The sequence below is a fragment of the Gilliamella sp. LMG 34362 genome (genome assembly GCF_984569125.1).
This window is the reverse complement of the sequence record NZ_OZ474902.1, coordinates 154,424-173,730: the sequence shown is the minus strand read 5'-3', so window position 1 is coordinate 173,730 and position 19,307 is coordinate 154,424. Positions and strand designations below refer to the sequence as shown.

Sequence of the window (19,307 nt, the reverse complement as noted above, 5' to 3'; positions counted from 1 at the left end):
TATGCAGCTTGAAAATCGCTATTTATCTTTTTGCAATATTTTGAAGAAACAAAACACGGTAGATTTAGAAAAGATCCGAACATGCTTTACGTTGTTATCTGTTGCTAATCTAATTGATATAGAGTGTGCCAAACGTCTCCAGAAATATCATCTCTCAGAAAGTCGATTAATTATTTTAGTTTTATTAAAAGAATACCAAGAATTATCTTTGCAAGAAATTGCTAAATTATTAGGGATAACTAAAGCTTCAACAACAACACTTGTTAGTTCTCTAATTAATGATCAGCTAGTATCAAAAAGAAATGATGACAATGACAAAAGAATTTCTATTATTTGTTTAACCCCAGCAGGAATGGATTTATTGACGGAAACGTTAAAAGAGCACAGTTTTTGGATAGAAAAAATAACTAATAATTTATCTGATAATGATGTTGCTATATTCAAAAAGGTATTAAGCCAAATTCATGAAAATGTATCAAGAAAGGAAATCGTTAAATGAAACTAATTGAAGATTTACAAACATTAAGACAAGATTTAATTACCCAATTACCCCAAGATGTACAAAATATTTTGGATAACTCATTAGCAGATATGTTAAGTGAAAAACTAGATAGTCATTCTTTACAATGTGGAGATATTGCACCAGACTTTTCACTAATATCAACTGATAATCAAGAAATCAATTTATACAAATTACTTGAAACTCAACCCGTAATTATTAGTTTCTTTCGAGGTAGTTGGTGCCCGTTCTGTGTAAAAGAATTAGAACATTTTCAAAATAATTTAGAGCTGATTCAGCAAGTTAAAAATATGCATTTTATTGCTATTTCACCGCAGAAAGCTTCAATTAGCGCACAGTTAAAACAAGAAAAATCGATGTCGATAACGATACTATCAGATATTAAAAATAACATAGCTAATAAGTTTGGTTTAGTATTCACATTACCTGAAAAAGTTAGAGAGTTATATAATAGTTTAGGTGCTAATTTATTGGATTTTAATGGCGATGATAGCTATACATTGCCAATACCAGCAACTTATTTAATTGGGCAAGATAAAAAGATTTATTTTGCTTATGTTAATGCTAATTATATGGAACGAGCTGATATATCCGAATTAATAAATGTATTAAACTAATAAAGATTTAAATTTATTTAATAATATAAAATGTTACTAATCTGATATAAAAAGGGATAATATAAAATATTATCCCTTTTTATATTAAATTTAATTAAAACTATAAAGTTACATTTTAATCGTGAGAACATACTTAATAATATGACGTTGTTGTTCTGCTGTGAGTGAGTTATAAGGTAACAGCTTGTGAAGATAAAGAAAAAAGATTTTATTGCTCAAGATCTGTTAGGGCGAATTTATCAACAATTAAGTTTTGTTAATCAAAAATTGCCTCCCGAACGAGAGCTTGCGGAAAGTTATGGAGTCTCTCGTCATACTATACGTAAAGCGCTAGAAAAACTGCTGCAAATTGGTATTATTTCGGTTCAAAAAGGTTCGGGTGCTTTTATTAATCAACAAGCTAAAAATAATCCTTTAATTTATAATTCGCTGACTGAAAAACATTATGATCAAATCAACTCTAAACTGATTTTATTTCGTAAACGACGAGTACAGTTGGAAGAAAAACAAACATTTAATCTAACTGATGATGAATATATTTGGGAGTTTCATCGTATTCGTTTTGTTGACGGTCGAGGTACCCAAATTGAGATTTCTAAGTTACCTTGTCGATATTTTCCTGATCTGAAACAAAAAAATATTGAAAACTCTATTCAACAATATGTATTAAGTAAAGGCTATGAGATATCCCATTATCTAACTCAATATCAAGCTGTTGCCATTAATCGTCAGGAATCTGAATTACTCAAATGCAAAAAAGGCATGCCAGCAATGAAAATTATTAATCGGTGTTTTTTAAATAATGGTGCAATTTATGCCATTAGTGAAATTATTGATATTCACTATACTTGTACTTATATTACACCGTTTAATAAACCTAATTTTGAATTAAGATTAGTTGATGATAAAAAGTAAATTTATCAATCAACTTAGGTTATTTAAAAAATATTCATTATCTTGATTTATGGGGTATGTATAACTCCATTGGGCAAGCGGCTTTGTGTCCATTCATGTGGTCGATAAACCACGGGATATTTATCTGCCTGAGCTTTATCTAGTGTAACACCAATGCCTATTTTCTCTATTGGATATAAATAGCCTTGTTTGGCGGCAATAATACCAGGAAATACTGCCTGTGTATTTGCCGAATAAGGAATATATTCCTGAATTGCTGCATTATGTAAATGAATATTTAAATGAGTATTCACAGCTGCTCCAATTGGTGTCATATCAGGTGGGCAATGCCAAGCAACTCTTATCCCAAATGGTTGGCAAAAAGTAGCTAATTTTAATGCAGGTGTAATTCCGCCAATTTGTGAAACATGGCAACGAATAAAATCAATTCTACGTTGAATGATCAGCTCTTGCCATTCTAATGGATTATTGAATAGTTCACCGGTCGCTAAAGCAACTGAAGTTTGGTTACGAATTTGCTCCAGCCATTGGTTTTGATTAGGCGGTAAAATATCTTCAATAAAATATGGTTGATATTGCTCAACTTGTTTAGCAAAAGCGACTGCTTGATTAGGAAATAATCTTTCATGTACATCATGCAAAAAATGGATTTTATAACCATATTTTTCTCGTAACTTTTTAAACATCTCTAAAGTATTTTGCATATACTGATCTTGATCAAAGTAAGCACCACTACTTGACTGTTGTGGACTATGCAATTCTTCTGGTTTGCCACCGTAAAACCCTAACTGACAACGAATATGGCGATAACCTTGACTAATACATTGGTCAACTTGTTTAAAAAGTTCTGACAATGTTTCACCGGTAGCATGAGTATACACTTCTATCGCATCTTTTGATTTACCACCAAATAATTGATAAAGAGGCATATTCGCTAGTTTGGCTTTAATATCCCATAATGCCATATCAATACCAGCAATAGCATTATTAATGATTGGCCCATTACGCCAATAAGCATTAACCATTAACATCTGCCAAATATCTTCAATATGATTGGCATCTCGGCCAATTAGCAACGGTTTTAAATATTCATCAACAATGGTTTTTACGGCTAATGGGCGCTGTTGAAAAGTTGCACAGCCATAACCAATCACATCTTTATCTGTATAAATAATTACGGTAACAAGATTATGTCTATCAGGTTTAGTAATGATACATTCAATGTCAGTGATAAGGGTTGGTAACATAGGGTTAGAATCCTCTTTAAAATTTTTTCTTTTTATATAATTACCGATATTTTTCACATCTGTAAAGAGCAAAATATTAGTGAAAAATTATTGGTTCAAATTTGAATTAAAATTGTCGATAAAAAGCATACCAATTGAAAAATATAGTAAATTTCAGTGTTAAAACCCCTTTTTTTGTGATCTAGATCAAACTTTTCATTCTTGTATTGATAATTTAAAGTTTCTATTATTTTAATTAAACCAATTCTAGGGACGATTGAGGTTCTAATGAGTAAACAAGAAAGTATTAAAAAAATTATCGCTAATATTGGCGGTAAGGAAAACATTAAAAATGCTTGGCATTGTATGACACGTTTACGATTTGATTTAGTTGATCAAACCAAGGTCAATTGGGATGAAATTAAAAAAATTACTGAGGTAATTGGTGCTCAATTTCAAAGTGATCAATGCCAAATTGTAGTAGGTACTCAAGTTAAAGTTTATTTTGACATTCTGGCTGATGAAATAGGATTACAAACGCCAGAAAATGGTCAAGCTAAACAACTATCCAAAGAATCCACCAAAGAACGTAAAGGCATTGTTTCTTTGTTTATGGATACGGTGTCTGGTGTTTTTGGCCCTATCGTACCGGCAATTGCTGGCGCGGGGATGATTAAGGGGTTACTTGCAGGTCTCATTGCGTTAAAAGTCGTTCCTAAAACCAGTGATACAGTTATTATTATTGATTTAATCGCGAGTGGTGTGTTTTACTTTTTACCATTCTTCTTAGCGGTTTCGGCAGCAAAAATATTTAAAACTAATGAGTATCTAGCCGCTGCAATCGCCGCTTGTTTGATGTATCCAACTTTAATTGATGCGGCAAAATTACTAGTAACTAATCCTGATGCTGCCAGTTTTTATTATTTTTTGGATATGATACCAATATCGATTTTTAACTATGCTGGTAGTGTTATTCCTATTATCTTCTCTGTACTGGCATTAAGTTATATTTATCGATTCGTTGATAAAATTATGCCTAATGTACTCAAAACAGTTTTCACTCCAACGGTAACTTTATTTATTGCTGGTTTATTGGCTCTTACCGTAATTGGTCCTATAGGTATCTATTTAGGTAAATTGTTAGCACTATTTATCCGGTCGCTATTTGATGTTTCTGCTGTGTTTGCTGGCGCTATTGTTGGAGCAATTCGACCGGTCGCTATTTTGACGGGTATGCATCATGCAATGACCCCTATAGCGTTGCAGAATTTTGCTGAATTAGGCTATGATATGTTGATGCCGATGATGTTTATGGCGAATATGGCTATTGCTGGAGCGACCGCTGCTATGTATTTTAAAGCGAAAAATAAACAAGAAAAAACGGTTATTGTTTCTGCCGCTGTATCTGCATTATTAGGTATCACCGAGCCAGCTCTATTCGGTGTATTAACCAAGTATAAAAAAGCCTTTATTGCCGCAACAGCCGGTAGTGCGATTGCCTCCGCTTTTATTGCGTTATTTGGTGTAAGGTTATATGGCTATATCCTATCAAGTATCTTTAGTTTACCAGCTTATATTGGCCCGTACTTTATCTTCGCAATATTGGGGGTATTAATATCAATTTGCTCATCGTTCATAATGGCTTATATTTTTGTTGGCAAAAAACAGGTCTAATTTTTAAATAACCTCATAACAGCCCGTGATATTACGGGCTTTATCGATCAGGTTATATCAAAAGTATGGCTTAATATTGCCACCTTTTCTAAAGGTGGTTAAAGAATTTTAATATATAGCATATCTCATCTTCAGGAATGATAATTTTATATTTTTCTTCAAAAACAACCAATTCATCTTTAATAATTGAATATTCATTCCTATATTTACGAATATAATTTTGTTTATCAATAAATTTAACTTTGCTCTGCTCGCCATTAATTATTTGCTCAAGCATACAAGCGATATGCATAACAAGTCCAATCAAAGTGTTATTTGATACTCTAATATTAAATTTACGGGTTATATTTTCATTAAAATGCTTAATATCTGTTAGTAAATCGCGCGGTTCAATATTGGATAAAATATTCGAAAGTGTTTTTTCGATTAAAGAGTAAATGGTTTCAATATCAATTAATTGCTGTAATTTCTTAATATTGTCCGGATAAATTAATGATGTTAAATCGAATTGACTTATTGAAGTATTAAAGTTAAATGGGCTCACTATAGCAACAATAGTATGACTTTGCTGAATTTCTTCGATTTCTTTAAATAATTTATCATCTTCGTGAGATAAACTAAGTGCAATAATGTCTAAGATATTTTGTCGGTATGAAAGTACATTATTTAATAAATCTATGGTGATATTGGTACTTTTATTCGGCACATTAATAATTAAAATAGCTAATTTTTTATTAACTAAACTCTCTTCTTGCGGTGCTGATACTAATGGTGCTTGATTAAGCATATGAATTTGTAACACATTCTCATATACTTCTTCTAAGCAATATCCGTTCATTGCATTTTGAATTGCTTCAATAACATGTAAAGTACTAACAAGTTGAATTGTTTTGGTTTTAATATTGCATTTTGCCTCTATCTCTTCACCAAAATTTTTCAAAGATCCCATATCAACCAGTAATAGCATGTCTGATTTATTTTTAGTTAATTGAATATGGTTAATAATTTTTTCGAGAATTTTTTGTGGCAATTCATCAAGTGGTACATCAAAAGCAAGTGCATATTCAATGTTAAGTAAGTCATGTGCTGTTTTCGTGATTGAAGTTGCGGTTTTATCTCCGTGAGCAATAACGACAATTTGCACATTATTTGAAGGTAAAATAGGATTATTAGTACCATATATAAAAAACATGGCCAGATAAGCTGCTTCATCGATGGGCAGTGTCGTATCCATAATGTGTTCAATCATTGTAAGACAATCAAGTGCAGCATTAAATTGATTTGGATAATTCGTTCGGATTTTATTTAATTGCGGGTGACTAATCTTTTGATTGCTATTTATTCGCTTTAGTGTCTGTTCGATATGGTTAGCTAAACTATAATAAATACGATTATTAAAGCTACACTGTAAACTGTTTTCAGCCTGTTCAATTAAGGCTTCAGTCAAACGTAATACTTTAGTTGAAATTATATTCTTCAACTTATTCTTATCATATTTTTTAGTATTATTATAAATATAAGTATAAAAATAATCCTGAATTTCTTGTTCAATTTCTTCTTCGAGTTCGAAATTTTCCCTACCTTGAGTTTTTAATTCAGCGATTTTTCGATTTACGATATCGTAAATATCATTCGATTTATTATTTTCATATAGGATCTTATTATTTTCTCCCTGAAATATAATATTTTTTCGATTAATACCAATGATTTTATTCCACGTTTGACGATGTTGTGTTTCAATCAATAATGCTTCACTGATGTGATTTGGTAATAGAGCACTATTAATATAAATATACTCTGAATTACTGTAGGAAATATGTTTGGCATAGGCGGCTGCACAAATAAAACGAATATCAGCTTCAAGTTGCCCTATATTATTGGGGCAGTTATAGCCTAACAAAGCGCGAAGGGCATTACTTGATACGACAATTTTTTCTTTTAATTGTGCAGATTCGGTATTAAAGAAATTTTGAATTAGATTAAACCTTTCCTCAAAAGTTCTTGCTCTTAAAGGCGGAATTGTTAAATTCATAGGAAAGCGACGAGTAAATGTACGCAATAATGCTGAATTAGGATCTTCTGTCGTTGCGGCAATAATACGAACTTGTGCGGTTCGTTCTACGGTATCACCTAGTCGTCTAAAAAGGCCTTTATCAATAAAAGTAAAAAATATTTCTTGTCCTTCTGGTGGTAAACGGTGAACTTCATCTAAAAATAACAGTCCGGTGTGCGCCTTTTCAACTAAACCTTCACGATCATCAATTGCACCACTATAGGCACCTTTTTTACAGCCGAATAATTGGGTTAAAAGTAATTGTGGATTTGAAGCGTAATCAGCACAATTAAAATGGATAAATGGCGCATCAGGACTAATTTTATTGACACTTTTAGCATAGTTATAAATCAGTTCGGCAAACAGTGATTTTCCAACCCCTGTCTCACCAGTAATTAAAATATTCATACCATGAGGAGGATAAAATATAGCTGCTTTAGCTTGTTCAATCAAAGTATGCAAACTGGTGCTAGATTCGATAAAATTTTTGAATTCACCAAATTTGAAATTTGGTTTGTTTTCGGTTTTTATCGAAGATTTAGCAATAGAATATTTGACTGGTTTTCCTTTATCTTTAACCACTTTTCCTTGCTTAATAAGCTGATTTAATTCGTGGCTAACATTTGCCCGAGAATAATTCAGTAATGTGGCGAGTTCAGAAGTAGTAACTCCTTCACTATTTTTTAGCATTAATTCCTGTAATTTTTGGAAAATAATCTCAATTCTTAACATTTCACATCCTAATGTGTTTTAGCAAATCTATTCCTTAATGTGTATTAAAACACATAAAAACACATTAGCAACTTAAAAAATTAACTATTGATTATTTTTAATTTATTTTGTTTTGGCACGGTTATTGCTGTTATTTATTACATGAAATATATCAAACTGAGGAAAAATTAATGAATGAGTATGAAGAGATTGTAATGCAACTAATTACCAATAGCGGTGATGCAAGAAGTCGCTGCCTAAAAGCAATTAGAGCTGCTCGTAAAGGTAATTTTGAACAAGCCGATAGTTTAATTGAAGAAGTAAAAAAATTTTTAGCCATTGCGCATAAAACACAGACTGAATTAATTCAAAACGAGATTCAGGGTAATCATATTCCAGTTTCGTTACTGATTATTCATGCTCAAGATCACTTAATGAATGCAATTTCAATGCGAGATTTAGCCATTGAAATTATAGAAATATTAAAAGATAAATAATTAAAGGGGTAATTAATATGACTTATAACATTATGCTAGCTTGTATGGGTGGATTCTCTACCAGTATGTTAGTCAAAAAAATGAAAGAGTCTGCGGAAAAAATGGGTATTGATGCCAATATTAATGCAGTAAGCGAAACTGAATTAGATCAATATGATGATCTGGACATTATTATGTTAGGGCCGCAAATAGAATATATCTATGAAAACTTAAAAAAACAGTATGACATTCCAATAGTTGTTATTGATTCTCTGGACTATGGAACGATGAATGGTGAAAAGGTGTTAAAAACTGCCTTAGAAATTTTAGAGAAATGAATCAGCTAATAAGAGAGATTTTATTATGATAAATAATAAAGAAACACTAATGAGCTTTAGAGCAAAATTGCAAAAAGTTATTGGCTCTATTCAATCAAGTTATTCTGTGCAAGCTGTTTCAAGTGGCATGATGATGCTATTACCTGTCATGATGGTGGGCTCGATTGTTGCGGTTTTAAATAGTTTAAATATTGAATCTTATCAGGCATTATTAGTGGCAACAGGATTAAAATCCGCTTTTAAAGTTGCTTCAGTAGTCACCATGAACGTGATTTCACTCTATGTCGTGGTAGCTATTGCCTATAAGATGGCAGAATTACATAAAAAAGATGGTATTTTAGCTGCATTAATGGGGCTAATGGCTTTCCTTTTTATCACTCCAATGAAAACCAACGGTATTGCCGCCATTGATCTTTTGTATGTTGGTTCAAGAGGAATGATTGTTGCGATGTTAGTAGGATTATTTGCTACTCGTTTTTATATTTTCTTACTTAATCGTAAATTAACGATAAAAATGCCTGATTCAGTACCTGATTTTGTCTCAAAATCTTTTTCGAGTCTTATTCCCGCATTTATTATTGCCGTAGTCTTTGCTCTAATTAATGCGTTAGTTGGTCTTACTGAATTTGATAATGTACATAATTTAATTTATTCCATAATTCAAGTACCACTTCAAGGCTTAGGTGCAAGTTTAGCGGCAGCGTTATTGATTGTATTTTTAGCGGAATTTTTATGGTTCTTTGGTATTCACGGTTCAATGGCGACTTCGGCTATCTTATATGCCTTATTCTATCCTTTTGATATCGCCAATTTAGAAGCATTTCAAGCAGGTCAGGCGTTACCATTTATTGTCACTATGACATTTATTAATGCACAAAAAGGACCGCGTTATTTGGCATTATCTATTTTATTAGTACGCTGTAAGAGCCAACAAATGAAAAGTTTAGGTAAGATTGGCTTTATACCAGGTTGCTTTGGTATTAGTGAGCCTTACAAATTTGGTTTACCTATGGTATTAAATCCAATTTTATTTTTACCTTTAATTTTTGCCGGAACCATTAATGTGGGCTTATCTTATTTTGCTACATTGATTGGTATTATTCCTCGTGTTAATGGTATGCCTCTACCAACGGCTGGAACGCCTGAAATTATTAAAGGATTTATGATTGGTGGTTGGCAAATGGCAATATGGCATGTGGTATTATTGGTTGTTGCTATGTTGGTTTACTTTCCATTTGTTCGTTACATGGATAGACAAAAACTCAGTATTGAACAAGCGGCAACGGAGAAATAATAGATGCACAATAATATTATAGTTAATGCAGTTGAAAGATTAACACCAAGCCGTGTGCGTCTAAGTTGGCAATCACCAGCACAATCGCAAGAGGTAAAAATTTATTTGAGTGATAGTGCTGATATAAAAAATGCTGAAAAAACTGTACTTACTCAAACAACACAATCAAGCATTGATTTAGATATTCTTGATGATAAACGTTGCTATTTTATCCTTGATATTAATGGTCAAAATTATGTGACTGCAGAACGTGTTCTGCCATTGGAAGGTGCAAATAATTTTCGTGATATTGGCGGCTATAGAACTGGTGATGGTAAAACTGTTAGATGGGGTAATCTTTATCGTTCAGATCATTTACATAATTTGACTGATAAGGATATCGCATATTTAAATACGGCAAATTTTCATACTATTATTGATTATCGTAATGAAAAAGAATACAGCAAACAACCCAATCGCTTGTGGAATAATCAGCTAAATACATTTCGTTTAATTCCCGATGCATCTTCAGCAGAGTTAGCAGCTAAAGCTAGTAATGATCATGAAAAAATACAGGAACTCATTAGTTTAAGCCAAAGCAAAAATGGCAAAATGGTTATTGATGGTTCTGGGCTAATTATGCAAGAACAAAATCGTGATTTTATCCGTAATCCTGAAACAGCCAAAATATATAGAGAACTTATTGATATTATTTTAGATAGCCGAAATTTGGCGATAGTACAACATTGTCGAGGAGGTAAAGATAGAACCGGTTTCGGTATAGCTATTATATTAGCTATTTTAGGCGTTGATGAACAAACTATATTATTAGATTATGCAATGACAAGTGAATTAAGGTATTCTCGTAATATGCGTAGAATGGAGAAATATAAAAAAGAGACCGATGATGCCGAAATTTTAGCTTTTTTGTATTCTATGATGGAAGCGCGTAGTAGTTACCTTGAAGCTGCATTTGATGAAATGCGTACAAGATTCGGGTCAATTGCGGGATATTTAACTAAAGCGTTAAAAATAACAGAAAGCGAGAGAGAAAAAATAAAACAAAATTATCTATATTAAAAAAATTAACCCAGTATTAAACTGGGTTAATCTAATTTATACTATTTCATACTCTGTAAATTACATTTTAGTAGTAAATGTACGAGCAATAACGTCACGTTGTTGTTCAGCAGTTAGTGAGTTAAAACGTACTGCATAACCAGAAACACGAATTGTTAATTGTGGATATTTTTCTGGGTGTTGTACTGCATCTTCTAATGTTTCACGACGAAGTACGTTTACATTTAAATGTTGACCACCTTCAACTTTAATTGTTGGTGCTACATCTAATGGAACTTCACGATATTCGAATTGACCAAGTTCCGCAGTTGGGACGATTTGATCTTCTTTGTAAACTGATTTAGCAGCAACACAACGAGCTTCTTTGGTTGAATCATCTAATAACCAGAAAGAGTTAAGTAGTGCTTGATTGTCTGCTTTAGTAATTTGGATACCTGTAATCATTTTTAAATCCTCCTAATGGATCTGGACCTTATTGTCCTAAATTATTTATAAGTAATATAGCACTTTCAAAATTTGATTAAAGTCAAAAAAAGCTATTAATCTGATAAGTTTTACCGTTGATTGTGTGGGTTGACCTGATTTTTGCAAATAACTTTATATTTATTAAAAGGTAATCTTTTATTGTCATTTGCAATTTAAGTAATATTTTGATGATCTTAAACTAAACAAGGTATTTTATTCATCTTTTTATTCGTTGAACACTTATTGACTGTTGAATGAAGAGTACTTTTCTCATCATTGATTATCAGTAGGTTTATTGGTATTTTTAGGTATAATTAATATCATCAATAAATCCAGTGTTGAACTAGATAAAACAATTGTAAAGGTCAAATATGAGTAATCAATTAACATGGAATGATGTTATTGGCTCTGAAAAAGAGAAGCCCTATTTTCAACATATAATGCAGTTTGTGGCAACGCAGCGAGCGCAAGGTAAAATTATTTACCCACCCCAGCACGATGTATTTAATGCTTTTCGTTTTACTGCATTTAGTGACATTAAAGTAGTGATCCTAGGGCAGGATCCTTATCATGGTCCAAATCAAGCTCATGGCTTATCCTTTTCTGTATTACCTGGAATCAAACCGCCTCCTTCGTTATTAAATATCTATAAAGAGTTAGCAACTGATATTGAAGGATTTACGATACCTAATCATGGCTATTTAGGTTATTGGGCTACTCAAGGTGTCTTATTACTCAATAATGTATTAACAGTTGAAGCAGGTCAAGCTCACTCTCATGCCAAAATAGGTTGGGAAACCTTTACCGATCATGTTATTGCGGCAATTGATAAATATCTAGAGGGTGTTGTTTTTCTTCTTTGGGGCTCACCAGCACAAAAGAAAGGTCAATTTATTGATCGTCAAAAACACCATGTGTTAACGGCGGTACACCCATCGCCATTATCGGCTCATCGTGGATTTTTTGGTTGTAAACACTTTTCAAAAGCCAATAATTTTATTTTACAGCATGGTAAAACACCTATCGATTGGCAACCACGATTACCGGAAAAAGTTAATGAGTAGTAATAAGAAACGCCGTCCTGGCTTACAGGAAATTGCTAAATTAGTAGGGGTCAGCAAAATGACAGTAAGTCGTTTTTTACGAGATCCCAAGCTTGTATCTGAATCACTTCAATTACAAATATCATCGGCTATTGATAAGCTCGGGTATATCCCTAACAAAGCTCCTGATATGTTATCAAATGCCAAAAGTCATGCTATTGGAGTTGTATTTCCCTCGTTAACTAACCAAGTTTTTGCTGATATTTTAAAAGGTATTGAGATGGTTTCCGACGTGCAAGGTTATCAGACCATGATCACTCACACCGGATATAACGCTGATAAAGAAGAGTTACGAGTGCGTTCTTTGCTGTCTTATAATATTGATGGATTAATTTTGACGGAAAGGATACATAACCCAGCTACCTTAAAGATGATTGAAATTTCAGGTGTCCCAGTAGTGGAAATTATGGACAGCGTGTCGCCTTGCATTGATATGGCGGTTGGATTTGATAATTTCACAGCTACAAAAAATATGATTCATCGCATGATAAATAAAGGACGACGCCACATAGTCTATTTTAGTGCAAGACAAGATCAACGTAGTATCATTCGGCAACAAGGTTATGAAAAAGCCATGCAAGAGGCAGGATTAACGCCTAAAACATTAGCCACTAAAGAAGCCTCATCTTATGATTTGGGGGCGAGATTTTTACACCAGATATTAAAAGAATATCCATGTGTTGATGGTATTTTTAGTACCAATGATGATTTGGCTTTAGGTGTATTACTTGAATGTCAACGTATTGGTATTGAAATACCAAAACAAATTGCGATTGTTGGTTTTCATGGCCATAAAATTGGTCAGTATATGAATCCTAAATTAGCTTCCATTCATACGCCAAGAATTGAAATGGGAAAAATTGCTACAGAATTACTCTTGAAACGTATAAATGGTGAAAATATTGCTGAAAAGGTCATCGATTTACCTGTTGAATACCTTGATGGTGAAAGTTTGTAATCAATTTTAAAATATTTTCTAAAATTTATATCATTATCACATTATTGATTAAGTTGGGATGGATTTCAGGTTTTCATGATTTGATATCTATGCTAAAATTACCTCTCAGTGGTTATTTATACCTACTAATTAGATCATCAAAGAATAACACTGAGGCCCCCATGAAAATTGTTGAAGTAAAACACCCTCTAGTTCGCCATAAAATTGGCTTAATGCGTGAACACGATATTAGCACAAAAGATTTCCGAAACCTTGCCAGTGAAGTTGGTAGTTTATTAACTTATGAAGCAACCGCTAACTTACCAACAGAAACCGTAACCATTGAAGGTTGGTGTGGCCCTGTGCAAGTAGAACGTATTAAAGGTAAAAAGATTACTGTTGTTCCTATTCTACGTGCTGGTTTAGGTATGATGGATGGCGTATTAGAACACATACCTAGTGCAAGAATTAGTGTTGTTGGTTTTTATCGTAACGAAGAAACACTTGAACCTGTTCCTTATTTCCAAAAACTCACTTCTGATATTGAAGAACGAATGGCGTTAGTGGTTGATCCGATGCTAGCAACCGGTGGTTCAATGGTAGCAACTATTGATCTACTGAAGAAAGCAGGCTGTAAAAATATCAAAGTGTTAGTTTTAGTTGCTGCGCCAGAAGGTATCAAAGTATTAGAACAAGCACATCCTGATGTTGAACTTTATACGGCATCAATTGATGATCGCCTAAATGATAAAGGCTATATTTTACCTGGGCTAGGTGATGCCGGAGACAAAATATTTGGCACTAAATAAAATCTCAATTTTTAGACCGGTTTATCCGGTTTTTTTATGTCTGCTATTTAATAATTAATTAGCTATTAGCAAAAAGAAGTTTAAGAAGAGAGGAAAACGTGGTTAAAATCAATAATGATGAAATTAAAAAGGATACTTCACCATTAAAACCAGCCTGGCAAGATATTTTTACTGGTGCTCAAATGCTATTTGTCGCTTTTGGTGCTTTAGTCTTAGTGCCACTGTTAACTGGTTTAAATCCAAATGTGGCTTTATTTACTGCCGGTGTTGGTACATTGTTATTTCAACTTGCAACTAAAAATAAAGTACCGGTATTTTTAGCCTCTTCTTTTGCTTTTATTGCTCCAATTTCTTTTGGTGTAGCTCAATGGGGAATACCGGCAACTTTAGGTGGATTGGTTGCCGCTGGTTTGGTATTTATGTTTTTTGCTTTTCTGGTCAAAATTAATGGTAACAATGTTATCGATCGGATTTTACCGCCGGTAGTTACCGGGCCAATTATTATGGTAATTGGTTTATCATTAGCCCCCGTTGCAGTTGGTATGGCTATGGGTAAAGATAGTGGACTTCAAGCCGAAAATTATCAACTTATCATTATTTCCATGGCTTCTTTGTTAACGACTTTAATTGTTGCTATCTGGGCAAAAGGCTTTTTTAGATTGGTTCCAATTATTGCTGGTATAGTGGTTGGATATGCACTTTCATGTGCTTTTGGTATTGTCAATTTTCAACCAGTTATTGATGCACCATGGTTTAAAGTGCCTGATTTCACATTTCCTGAGTTTCAGTGGCAAGCTATTTTATATATGATCCCTATTGTGATTGCCCCAACTATTGAGCATGTGGGTGATATTATGGCAATTGGTGCTGTAACAGGTAAAGATTATACTCGTGAACCAGGTTTACAGAGGACATTGTTGGGTGATGGATTGGCTACTACAACAGCAGGATTTTTTGGTGGGCCTCCATGTATTACTTATGCCGAAGTTATTGGTGCGGTAACCTTAACCCGCAATTTTAAAACTCAGGTAATGACTTGGGCTGCATTATGGGCAATCTTAATGTCTTTCATTGGTAAAATAGGGGCATTTTTAAGTTCAATTCCAACTGTCGTAATGGGTGGAATCATGGTGTTGTTATTTGGTTCAATTGCTTCGGTTGGTATTAATATTTTAGTCAAACATAAAGTCGATCTTTCTGTATCACGGAATATGTGTATCGTCTCTTTAGTACTAGTATTTGGTATTGGTGGCATGATCTTCGATTTTGGTTCTTATGCATTACAGGGTATTAGTTTATGTGGGATTTTAGCCATTGGGTTAAATTTAATCTTACCGCAACAAACTAAAACAAATAACTAAGATAAACATTCTGGCCGTTAATTATAAAATCGATTAACGGCTAATCATATTTCCTCTTTTTTTACTACTCTATAAGATCTCTACGTTTTACTTAATAAATAATTATTTTAGTCAGCAAGCACTAATTTTTATAAAAAGTATTCATAAATATAATAAGCCAACTCTGATCCAAAGCGTTGAGGATAACTTAATAACTATTATTTCTGCTCAATAAAATAATAAAACATATTTCATTTATAGTATGTTATTTAGAATAAATAAGTGAGTAATAACTTTTAAATAGTAGAGCTATTTTAAAAAAATTGAGGAACGGGGTTTTTGGATATGAAGGTCGATTCTTTTGATGGTAATAATAGTGATTTTTATAATTAATTTTCCATTAAGACTTTACGAAGCTTAACCAATAAAGTGGCTAAAAAAGTTGCGAGAAATTTTTCTATCTTTATACTACTCTACTCTTTTAAGTAAAAAATTCTGACTGAATTTTTGCAAGTTTGCATATAAATTTAAATAAAAAAATATTAATTGGCGAGATCGTCTAGATGTACTGTAATTTCCAAAAGCCAATATGGGCAACATATATTTTAAATTCGTCAAAGTTGAGCTCCCAATATTCATTTTTTACTATATTTTGTTTTTTATCGAAATCAAGCAGAATTCTGCGGTTTTTTTTACAATCCTTTTGCCGTTCTTTTTTATCTCGGCGGATTTTATTAGGGTTAATAATGGTTGCTTTTATGCAACTATCCTTTTCTAGTCAAGCATTAACATCTGAAACATCAAATCTTATTCATGGTCATGCGCCTCATTTTACCTTTGATGGAGGAGGGACTCGTGTGACTAACACCGATAGCCTGCTCGGGATAACCCTCTCTAATGGAACAAAATACACTCCTACAACAAATAATTCATTTATTAAGCCAATCGAATTACCAAATTTAGGTGAAACGTTCGCTAATATCGACATGTTAGTGCCAACTGATACTTATTCAATAAATTTAAGTTCACTTATCGCAGAACCATATAATTATTTTGGAGATGATGATGGCGATGAGAATGTTACCGCTACAGGTTCTTTAACATTATCTATCGTAGATAAAAATAATCAATCGGTTGCACGTAATGCAACATTAGATATCTGTAAAGCGCCATACAAATTAACATTATCAAATACTGATGGCGCCTTAACTACTCGTTATGGCTTTCCAAATAGTAATACTTTTAACGCGAGTAATACAACTTATTATATCAATCCTAAAATATCGCCAAAAGTGTGTTTTGCTAAACCCAATTTATTATATGGTTCAAAAGTAACAAATATGGGGCACTTTGCAGGCCCTCCATCTATTTGGGATCCCGAAAATGGATTTATTACCCAGTCGTTTGATTCGGATACTTATGGTTTAAACTTCCCAACCACAGGCGCCGATGGTTTATATTTTGATTTAATTATAGGTGGTGTTGCTCAACCCTTAAAGTGGGAAGAGGTTGAGCGCGAAGGTATTAAAGCAACGATGACACCAGATCCCTCAGGTACAAGTGTACGAGTTAAACTGACAGGTCCTGTTGCTACTGAGTGGGAATCAGATTCTCCTGATAGTATATATAACCCTTCTTTGCCCCAGACTTTCGAGTTAGTTGGTCGAGACAGTAGTGATAATGAAGTGATTAAATACGGTTTCCAGTTAAAACAATGGTTTGTCAATCGAGGGCCTAAAAACTACAGCTATCAACAAATATCGTGGTGTGAAAAGATTGGTTATCGTATTACTGAAGTAAAGGATTTAACTAATGCAATTTGCCCATCAAATAATTATAGATGTCAAGGTTTTGTTGGTGCAACTCCTTCATCATCTGATGGTTATTATGAACGTAACATCGGTGCAGGTTTATTTGCAGAGTGGGGATCTATGGGTGATTACAATGCCAACTTTAACGACTTCCAAACCTCCCTTTGGTGGTACTGGACAGATGAGGTTCTCAACCAGGGCAATGATTATGATAAGAATTATCGGTATATAGTTTCTGCGAGATATGGTCATGTAGATTTAACAATGAATTATGGTGGCGGTGGAGTTAATCTTGTCTGTGTCTCTCATTAGCGGTTTAGTGGTATTGTAATGCGTAATCCATACGTCTAAAATGAAACAGATTTATTTTTGATAAATAAAAAACTCACTTATTTCTCAATAAGTGAGTTTGGTTTAATAGTAATCAACAACCGTTATTTAATTGGACGCATTGTCGGGAATAAAATTACATCGCGAATAGTATGACTGTTGGTAAATAACATTACAGTTCTGTCAATACCGATCCCTAAGCCAGCAGTTGGTGGTAGACCATGTTCTAATGCGGTGATGTAATCTTCATCATAGAACATTGCTTCATCGTCACCGGCATCCTTTTGTGATACTTGATCGGCAAAACGTTGCGCCTGATCTTCTGCATCATTAAGTTCTGAGAAACCATTACCAATTTCTCGTCCACCGATGAAAAATTCAAAGCGGTCAGTGACAAATGGGTTTTCATCATTACGACGAGCCAGTGGTGATACTTCAGCTGGATATTCGGTGATAAAAGTTGGTTGTATTAAGTTAGCTTCAGCCACTTCTTCGAAAATTTCAGTTACAACTCGACCTAATCCCCAACCTTTTTCTACTTTGATTCCCACATCTTTGGCAATTGCACATGCTTTATCAAAATCATCTAAATCCGCATTATTCGTTTCTGGACGATAATGACAAATTGCTTCACGCATCGTCATTTTGATAAATGGTTTTCCAAAATCAAAAGTATGTTCGCCATACTGTACAACTGCATCACCCGTTACTGCGATAGCTAAACGGCGGAATAATGCTTCGGTTAATACAATTAGGTCTTTATAATCGGCATAAGCCATATACATTTCCATCATTGTAAATTCTGGATTATGTCGTGGTGATACCCCTTCATTACGGAAGTTACGATTAATTTCAAATACTCGTTCAAATCCACCAACAACTAAACGTTTTAAGTAAAGTTCTGGCGCAATCCGTAAGTACATATCTAAATCTAGCGCATTATGATGAGTAATAAATGGTTTTGCTGAAGCTCCACCAGGAATCACTTGCATCATTGGTGTTTCAACTTCCATAAAGTGGTTTTCAAGCATAAAGTTGCGAATTTCAGTCACCACTTTTGAACGAGCAATAAAGGTATCTCGAGATTGTTGGTTAGTAATTAAATCAAGATAACGTTGACGATAACGCATTTCTTGATCGGCTAAGCCATGGAACTTATCTGGTAATGGGCGTAGTGCTTTTGTTAATAAGCGAATTTCTTGACAATGGATTGAAAGCTCACCAGTTTTGGTTTTGAACAAATAACCTTTAGCACCAACAATATCACCAAGATCCCATTTTTTAAATTGTTCATTATAGTAATTTTCTGGTAGATCATCACGAGTGACATAAAGTTGGATTTGTCCAGTTACATCTTGTAGTGATACAAATGATGCTTTTCCCATAATACGGCGCATCATCATGCGACCAGCAACAGTAACGATAATTTTATTTTCGATTAGCTCTTCGTTAGTTTTATCATCATACAATTTATGAAGATCGCTTGAGATTGCATCACGACGAAAATCGTTTGGGAAAGCAATGCCTTGTTCGCGAATTGCAGCTAGCTTTTCACGACGTATTGTAAGCTCGTTGTTTAACTCTTCAATATGGTTTTGTTGCTCTTGCTGTGTTGACATAATATTACCT

General features: G+C 33.5%; 17 protein-coding genes. 13 read left to right on the top strand and 4 right to left on the bottom strand.

Going from position 1 to position 19,307, the window contains the following annotated elements; all coding sequences use genetic code 11:
- Position 1 precedes the first annotated feature (1 nt).
- The 3 genes from AC5LWZ_RS00860 (at position 2) to AC5LWZ_RS00850 (ending at position 2,052) form a co-directional block, all read left to right on the top strand.
- Positions 2-499: a MarR family winged helix-turn-helix transcriptional regulator gene (locus tag AC5LWZ_RS00860; protein ID WP_086363220.1), complete on the top strand. Its 498-nt coding sequence runs from the start codon at positions 2-4 to the stop codon at positions 497-499.
- The gene (locus tag AC5LWZ_RS00855; protein ID WP_493463826.1) at positions 496-1,137 is read left to right on the top strand and encodes a peroxiredoxin-like family protein; all 642 of its coding nucleotides are present in this window, start codon (positions 496-498) and stop codon (positions 1,135-1,137) included. Before AC5LWZ_RS00860 ends, AC5LWZ_RS00855 begins: the two co-directional genes overlap by 4 nt.
- A 192-nt stretch (positions 1,138-1,329) precedes the next feature.
- A complete protein-coding gene (locus tag AC5LWZ_RS00850) occupies positions 1,330-2,052 on the top strand; it encodes a GntR family transcriptional regulator (RefSeq protein WP_366940014.1) in 723 nt (240 codons plus the stop codon).
- A gap of 47 nt (positions 2,053-2,099) precedes the next feature.
- Here AC5LWZ_RS00850 and AC5LWZ_RS00845 read toward each other — a convergent pair whose 3' ends face one another.
- A complete protein-coding gene (locus tag AC5LWZ_RS00845) occupies positions 2,100-3,299 on the bottom strand; it encodes an enolase C-terminal domain-like protein (RefSeq protein ID WP_198222411.1) in 1,200 nt (399 codons plus the stop codon).
- 267 nt (positions 3,300-3,566) lie between these two features.
- Here AC5LWZ_RS00845 and AC5LWZ_RS00840 point away from each other — a divergent pair, with 267 nt between their 5' ends.
- On the top strand, positions 3,567-4,952 hold the full coding sequence (locus AC5LWZ_RS00840) for a PTS transporter subunit EIIC (RefSeq protein WP_493463825.1): 1,386 nt from the start codon (positions 3,567-3,569) through the stop codon (positions 4,950-4,952).
- Positions 4,953-5,040: 88 nt separating this feature from the next.
- Here AC5LWZ_RS00840 and AC5LWZ_RS00835 read toward each other — a convergent pair whose 3' ends face one another.
- Positions 5,041-7,737 carry a sigma-54-dependent transcriptional regulator gene (locus AC5LWZ_RS00835; RefSeq protein ID WP_294893177.1) on the bottom strand — a complete coding sequence of 899 codons (2,697 nt, stop codon included), beginning with the start codon at positions 7,735-7,737 and terminating at the stop codon, positions 5,041-5,043.
- A gap of 170 nt (positions 7,738-7,907) precedes the next feature.
- On the opposite strand from AC5LWZ_RS00835, the gene AC5LWZ_RS00830 reads away from it, so the two are divergent.
- From AC5LWZ_RS00830 to AC5LWZ_RS00815, 4 genes are read left to right on the top strand one after another with little or no spacing between them, the layout of a single operon-like run.
- Positions 7,908-8,213, top strand: a complete 306-nt coding sequence (locus AC5LWZ_RS00830) for a PTS sugar transporter subunit IIA (RefSeq protein ID WP_034902898.1) — start codon at positions 7,908-7,910, stop codon at positions 8,211-8,213.
- Between the two features lie 17 nt (positions 8,214-8,230).
- Positions 8,231-8,530: a PTS sugar transporter subunit IIB gene (locus AC5LWZ_RS00825; RefSeq protein ID WP_198222419.1), complete on the top strand. Its 300-nt coding sequence runs from the start codon at positions 8,231-8,233 to the stop codon at positions 8,528-8,530.
- Positions 8,531-8,555: 25 nt separating this feature from the next.
- Entirely contained in the window at positions 8,556-9,824 is a 1,269-nt protein-coding gene (locus tag AC5LWZ_RS00820) for a PTS sugar transporter subunit IIC (protein ID WP_294893176.1), read from the top strand.
- 3 nt (positions 9,825-9,827) lie between these two features.
- On the top strand, positions 9,828-10,883 hold the full coding sequence (locus AC5LWZ_RS00815; RefSeq protein WP_493463824.1) for a tyrosine-protein phosphatase: 1,056 nt from the start codon (positions 9,828-9,830) through the stop codon (positions 10,881-10,883).
- A gap of 60 nt (positions 10,884-10,943) precedes the next feature.
- On the opposite strand, the gene grcA is transcribed toward AC5LWZ_RS00815, so the two are convergent.
- Complete coding sequence (gene grcA / locus AC5LWZ_RS00810) at positions 10,944-11,327, bottom strand: autonomous glycyl radical cofactor GrcA (protein WP_034902904.1); 384 nt, start codon at positions 11,325-11,327, stop codon at positions 10,944-10,946.
- Positions 11,328-11,719: 392 nt separating this feature from the next.
- Here grcA and ung point away from each other — a divergent pair, with 392 nt between their 5' ends.
- From ung to AC5LWZ_RS00785, 5 genes are all read left to right on the top strand, one after another.
- Complete coding sequence (gene ung / locus AC5LWZ_RS00805; protein ID WP_493463823.1) at positions 11,720-12,412, top strand: uracil-DNA glycosylase; 693 nt, start codon at positions 11,720-11,722, stop codon at positions 12,410-12,412.
- Positions 12,405-13,409 carry a gluconate operon transcriptional repressor GntR gene (gntR, locus tag AC5LWZ_RS00800; RefSeq protein ID WP_110446919.1) on the top strand — a complete coding sequence of 335 codons (1,005 nt, stop codon included), beginning with the start codon at positions 12,405-12,407 and terminating at the stop codon, positions 13,407-13,409. Before ung ends, gntR begins: the two co-directional genes overlap by 8 nt.
- Before the next feature lie 161 nt (positions 13,410-13,570).
- The gene (gene upp, locus AC5LWZ_RS00795) at positions 13,571-14,197 is read left to right on the top strand and encodes a uracil phosphoribosyltransferase (RefSeq protein WP_086363210.1); all 627 of its coding nucleotides are present in this window, start codon (positions 13,571-13,573) and stop codon (positions 14,195-14,197) included.
- 182 nt (positions 14,198-14,379) lie between these two features.
- A complete protein-coding gene (locus tag AC5LWZ_RS00790) occupies positions 14,380-15,558 on the top strand; it encodes a uracil-xanthine permease family protein (RefSeq protein ID WP_493464216.1) in 1,179 nt (392 codons plus the stop codon).
- A 725-nt stretch (positions 15,559-16,283) separates the two neighbouring features.
- Positions 16,284-17,660: a hypothetical protein gene (locus tag AC5LWZ_RS00785; RefSeq protein WP_493463822.1), complete on the top strand. Its 1,377-nt coding sequence runs from the start codon at positions 16,284-16,286 to the stop codon at positions 17,658-17,660.
- Positions 17,661-17,782: 122 nt separating this feature from the next.
- Here AC5LWZ_RS00785 and lysS read toward each other — a convergent pair whose 3' ends face one another.
- A complete protein-coding gene (lysS, locus tag AC5LWZ_RS00780) occupies positions 17,783-19,297 on the bottom strand; it encodes a lysine--tRNA ligase (protein ID WP_086353725.1) in 1,515 nt (504 codons plus the stop codon).
- Positions 19,298-19,307 lie beyond the last annotated feature (10 nt).

Coding starts and splice junctions, on each gene's coding strand:
- AC5LWZ_RS00860 (WP_086363220.1), top strand. CDS start 2: ATGCAGCTTGAAAATCGCTATTTATCTTTTTGCAATATTTTGAAGAAA.
- AC5LWZ_RS00855 (WP_493463826.1), top strand. CDS start 496: ATGAAACTAATTGAAGATTTACAAACATTAAGACAAGATTTAATTACC.
- AC5LWZ_RS00845 (WP_198222411.1), bottom strand. CDS start 3,299: ATGTTACCAACCCTTATCACTGACATTGAATGTATCATTACTAAACCT.
- AC5LWZ_RS00840 (WP_493463825.1), top strand. CDS start 3,567: ATGAGTAAACAAGAAAGTATTAAAAAAATTATCGCTAATATTGGCGGT.
- AC5LWZ_RS00835 (WP_294893177.1), bottom strand. CDS start 7,737: ATGTTAAGAATTGAGATTATTTTCCAAAAATTACAGGAATTAATGCTA.
- AC5LWZ_RS00830 (WP_034902898.1), top strand. CDS start 7,908: ATGAATGAGTATGAAGAGATTGTAATGCAACTAATTACCAATAGCGGT.
- AC5LWZ_RS00825 (WP_198222419.1), top strand. CDS start 8,231: ATGACTTATAACATTATGCTAGCTTGTATGGGTGGATTCTCTACCAGT.
- AC5LWZ_RS00820 (WP_294893176.1), top strand. CDS start 8,556: ATGATAAATAATAAAGAAACACTAATGAGCTTTAGAGCAAAATTGCAA.
- AC5LWZ_RS00815 (WP_493463824.1), top strand. CDS start 9,828: ATGCACAATAATATTATAGTTAATGCAGTTGAAAGATTAACACCAAGC.
- grcA (WP_034902904.1), bottom strand. CDS start 11,327: ATGATTACAGGTATCCAAATTACTAAAGCAGACAATCAAGCACTACTT.
- ung (WP_493463823.1), top strand. CDS start 11,720: ATGAGTAATCAATTAACATGGAATGATGTTATTGGCTCTGAAAAAGAG.
- gntR (WP_110446919.1), top strand. CDS start 12,405: ATGAGTAGTAATAAGAAACGCCGTCCTGGCTTACAGGAAATTGCTAAA.
- upp (WP_086363210.1), top strand. CDS start 13,571: ATGAAAATTGTTGAAGTAAAACACCCTCTAGTTCGCCATAAAATTGGC.
- AC5LWZ_RS00790 (WP_493464216.1), top strand. CDS start 14,380: ATGCTATTTGTCGCTTTTGGTGCTTTAGTCTTAGTGCCACTGTTAACT.
- AC5LWZ_RS00785 (WP_493463822.1), top strand. CDS start 16,284: ATGGTTGCTTTTATGCAACTATCCTTTTCTAGTCAAGCATTAACATCT.
- lysS (WP_086353725.1), bottom strand. CDS start 19,297: ATGTCAACACAGCAAGAGCAACAAAACCATATTGAAGAGTTAAACAAC.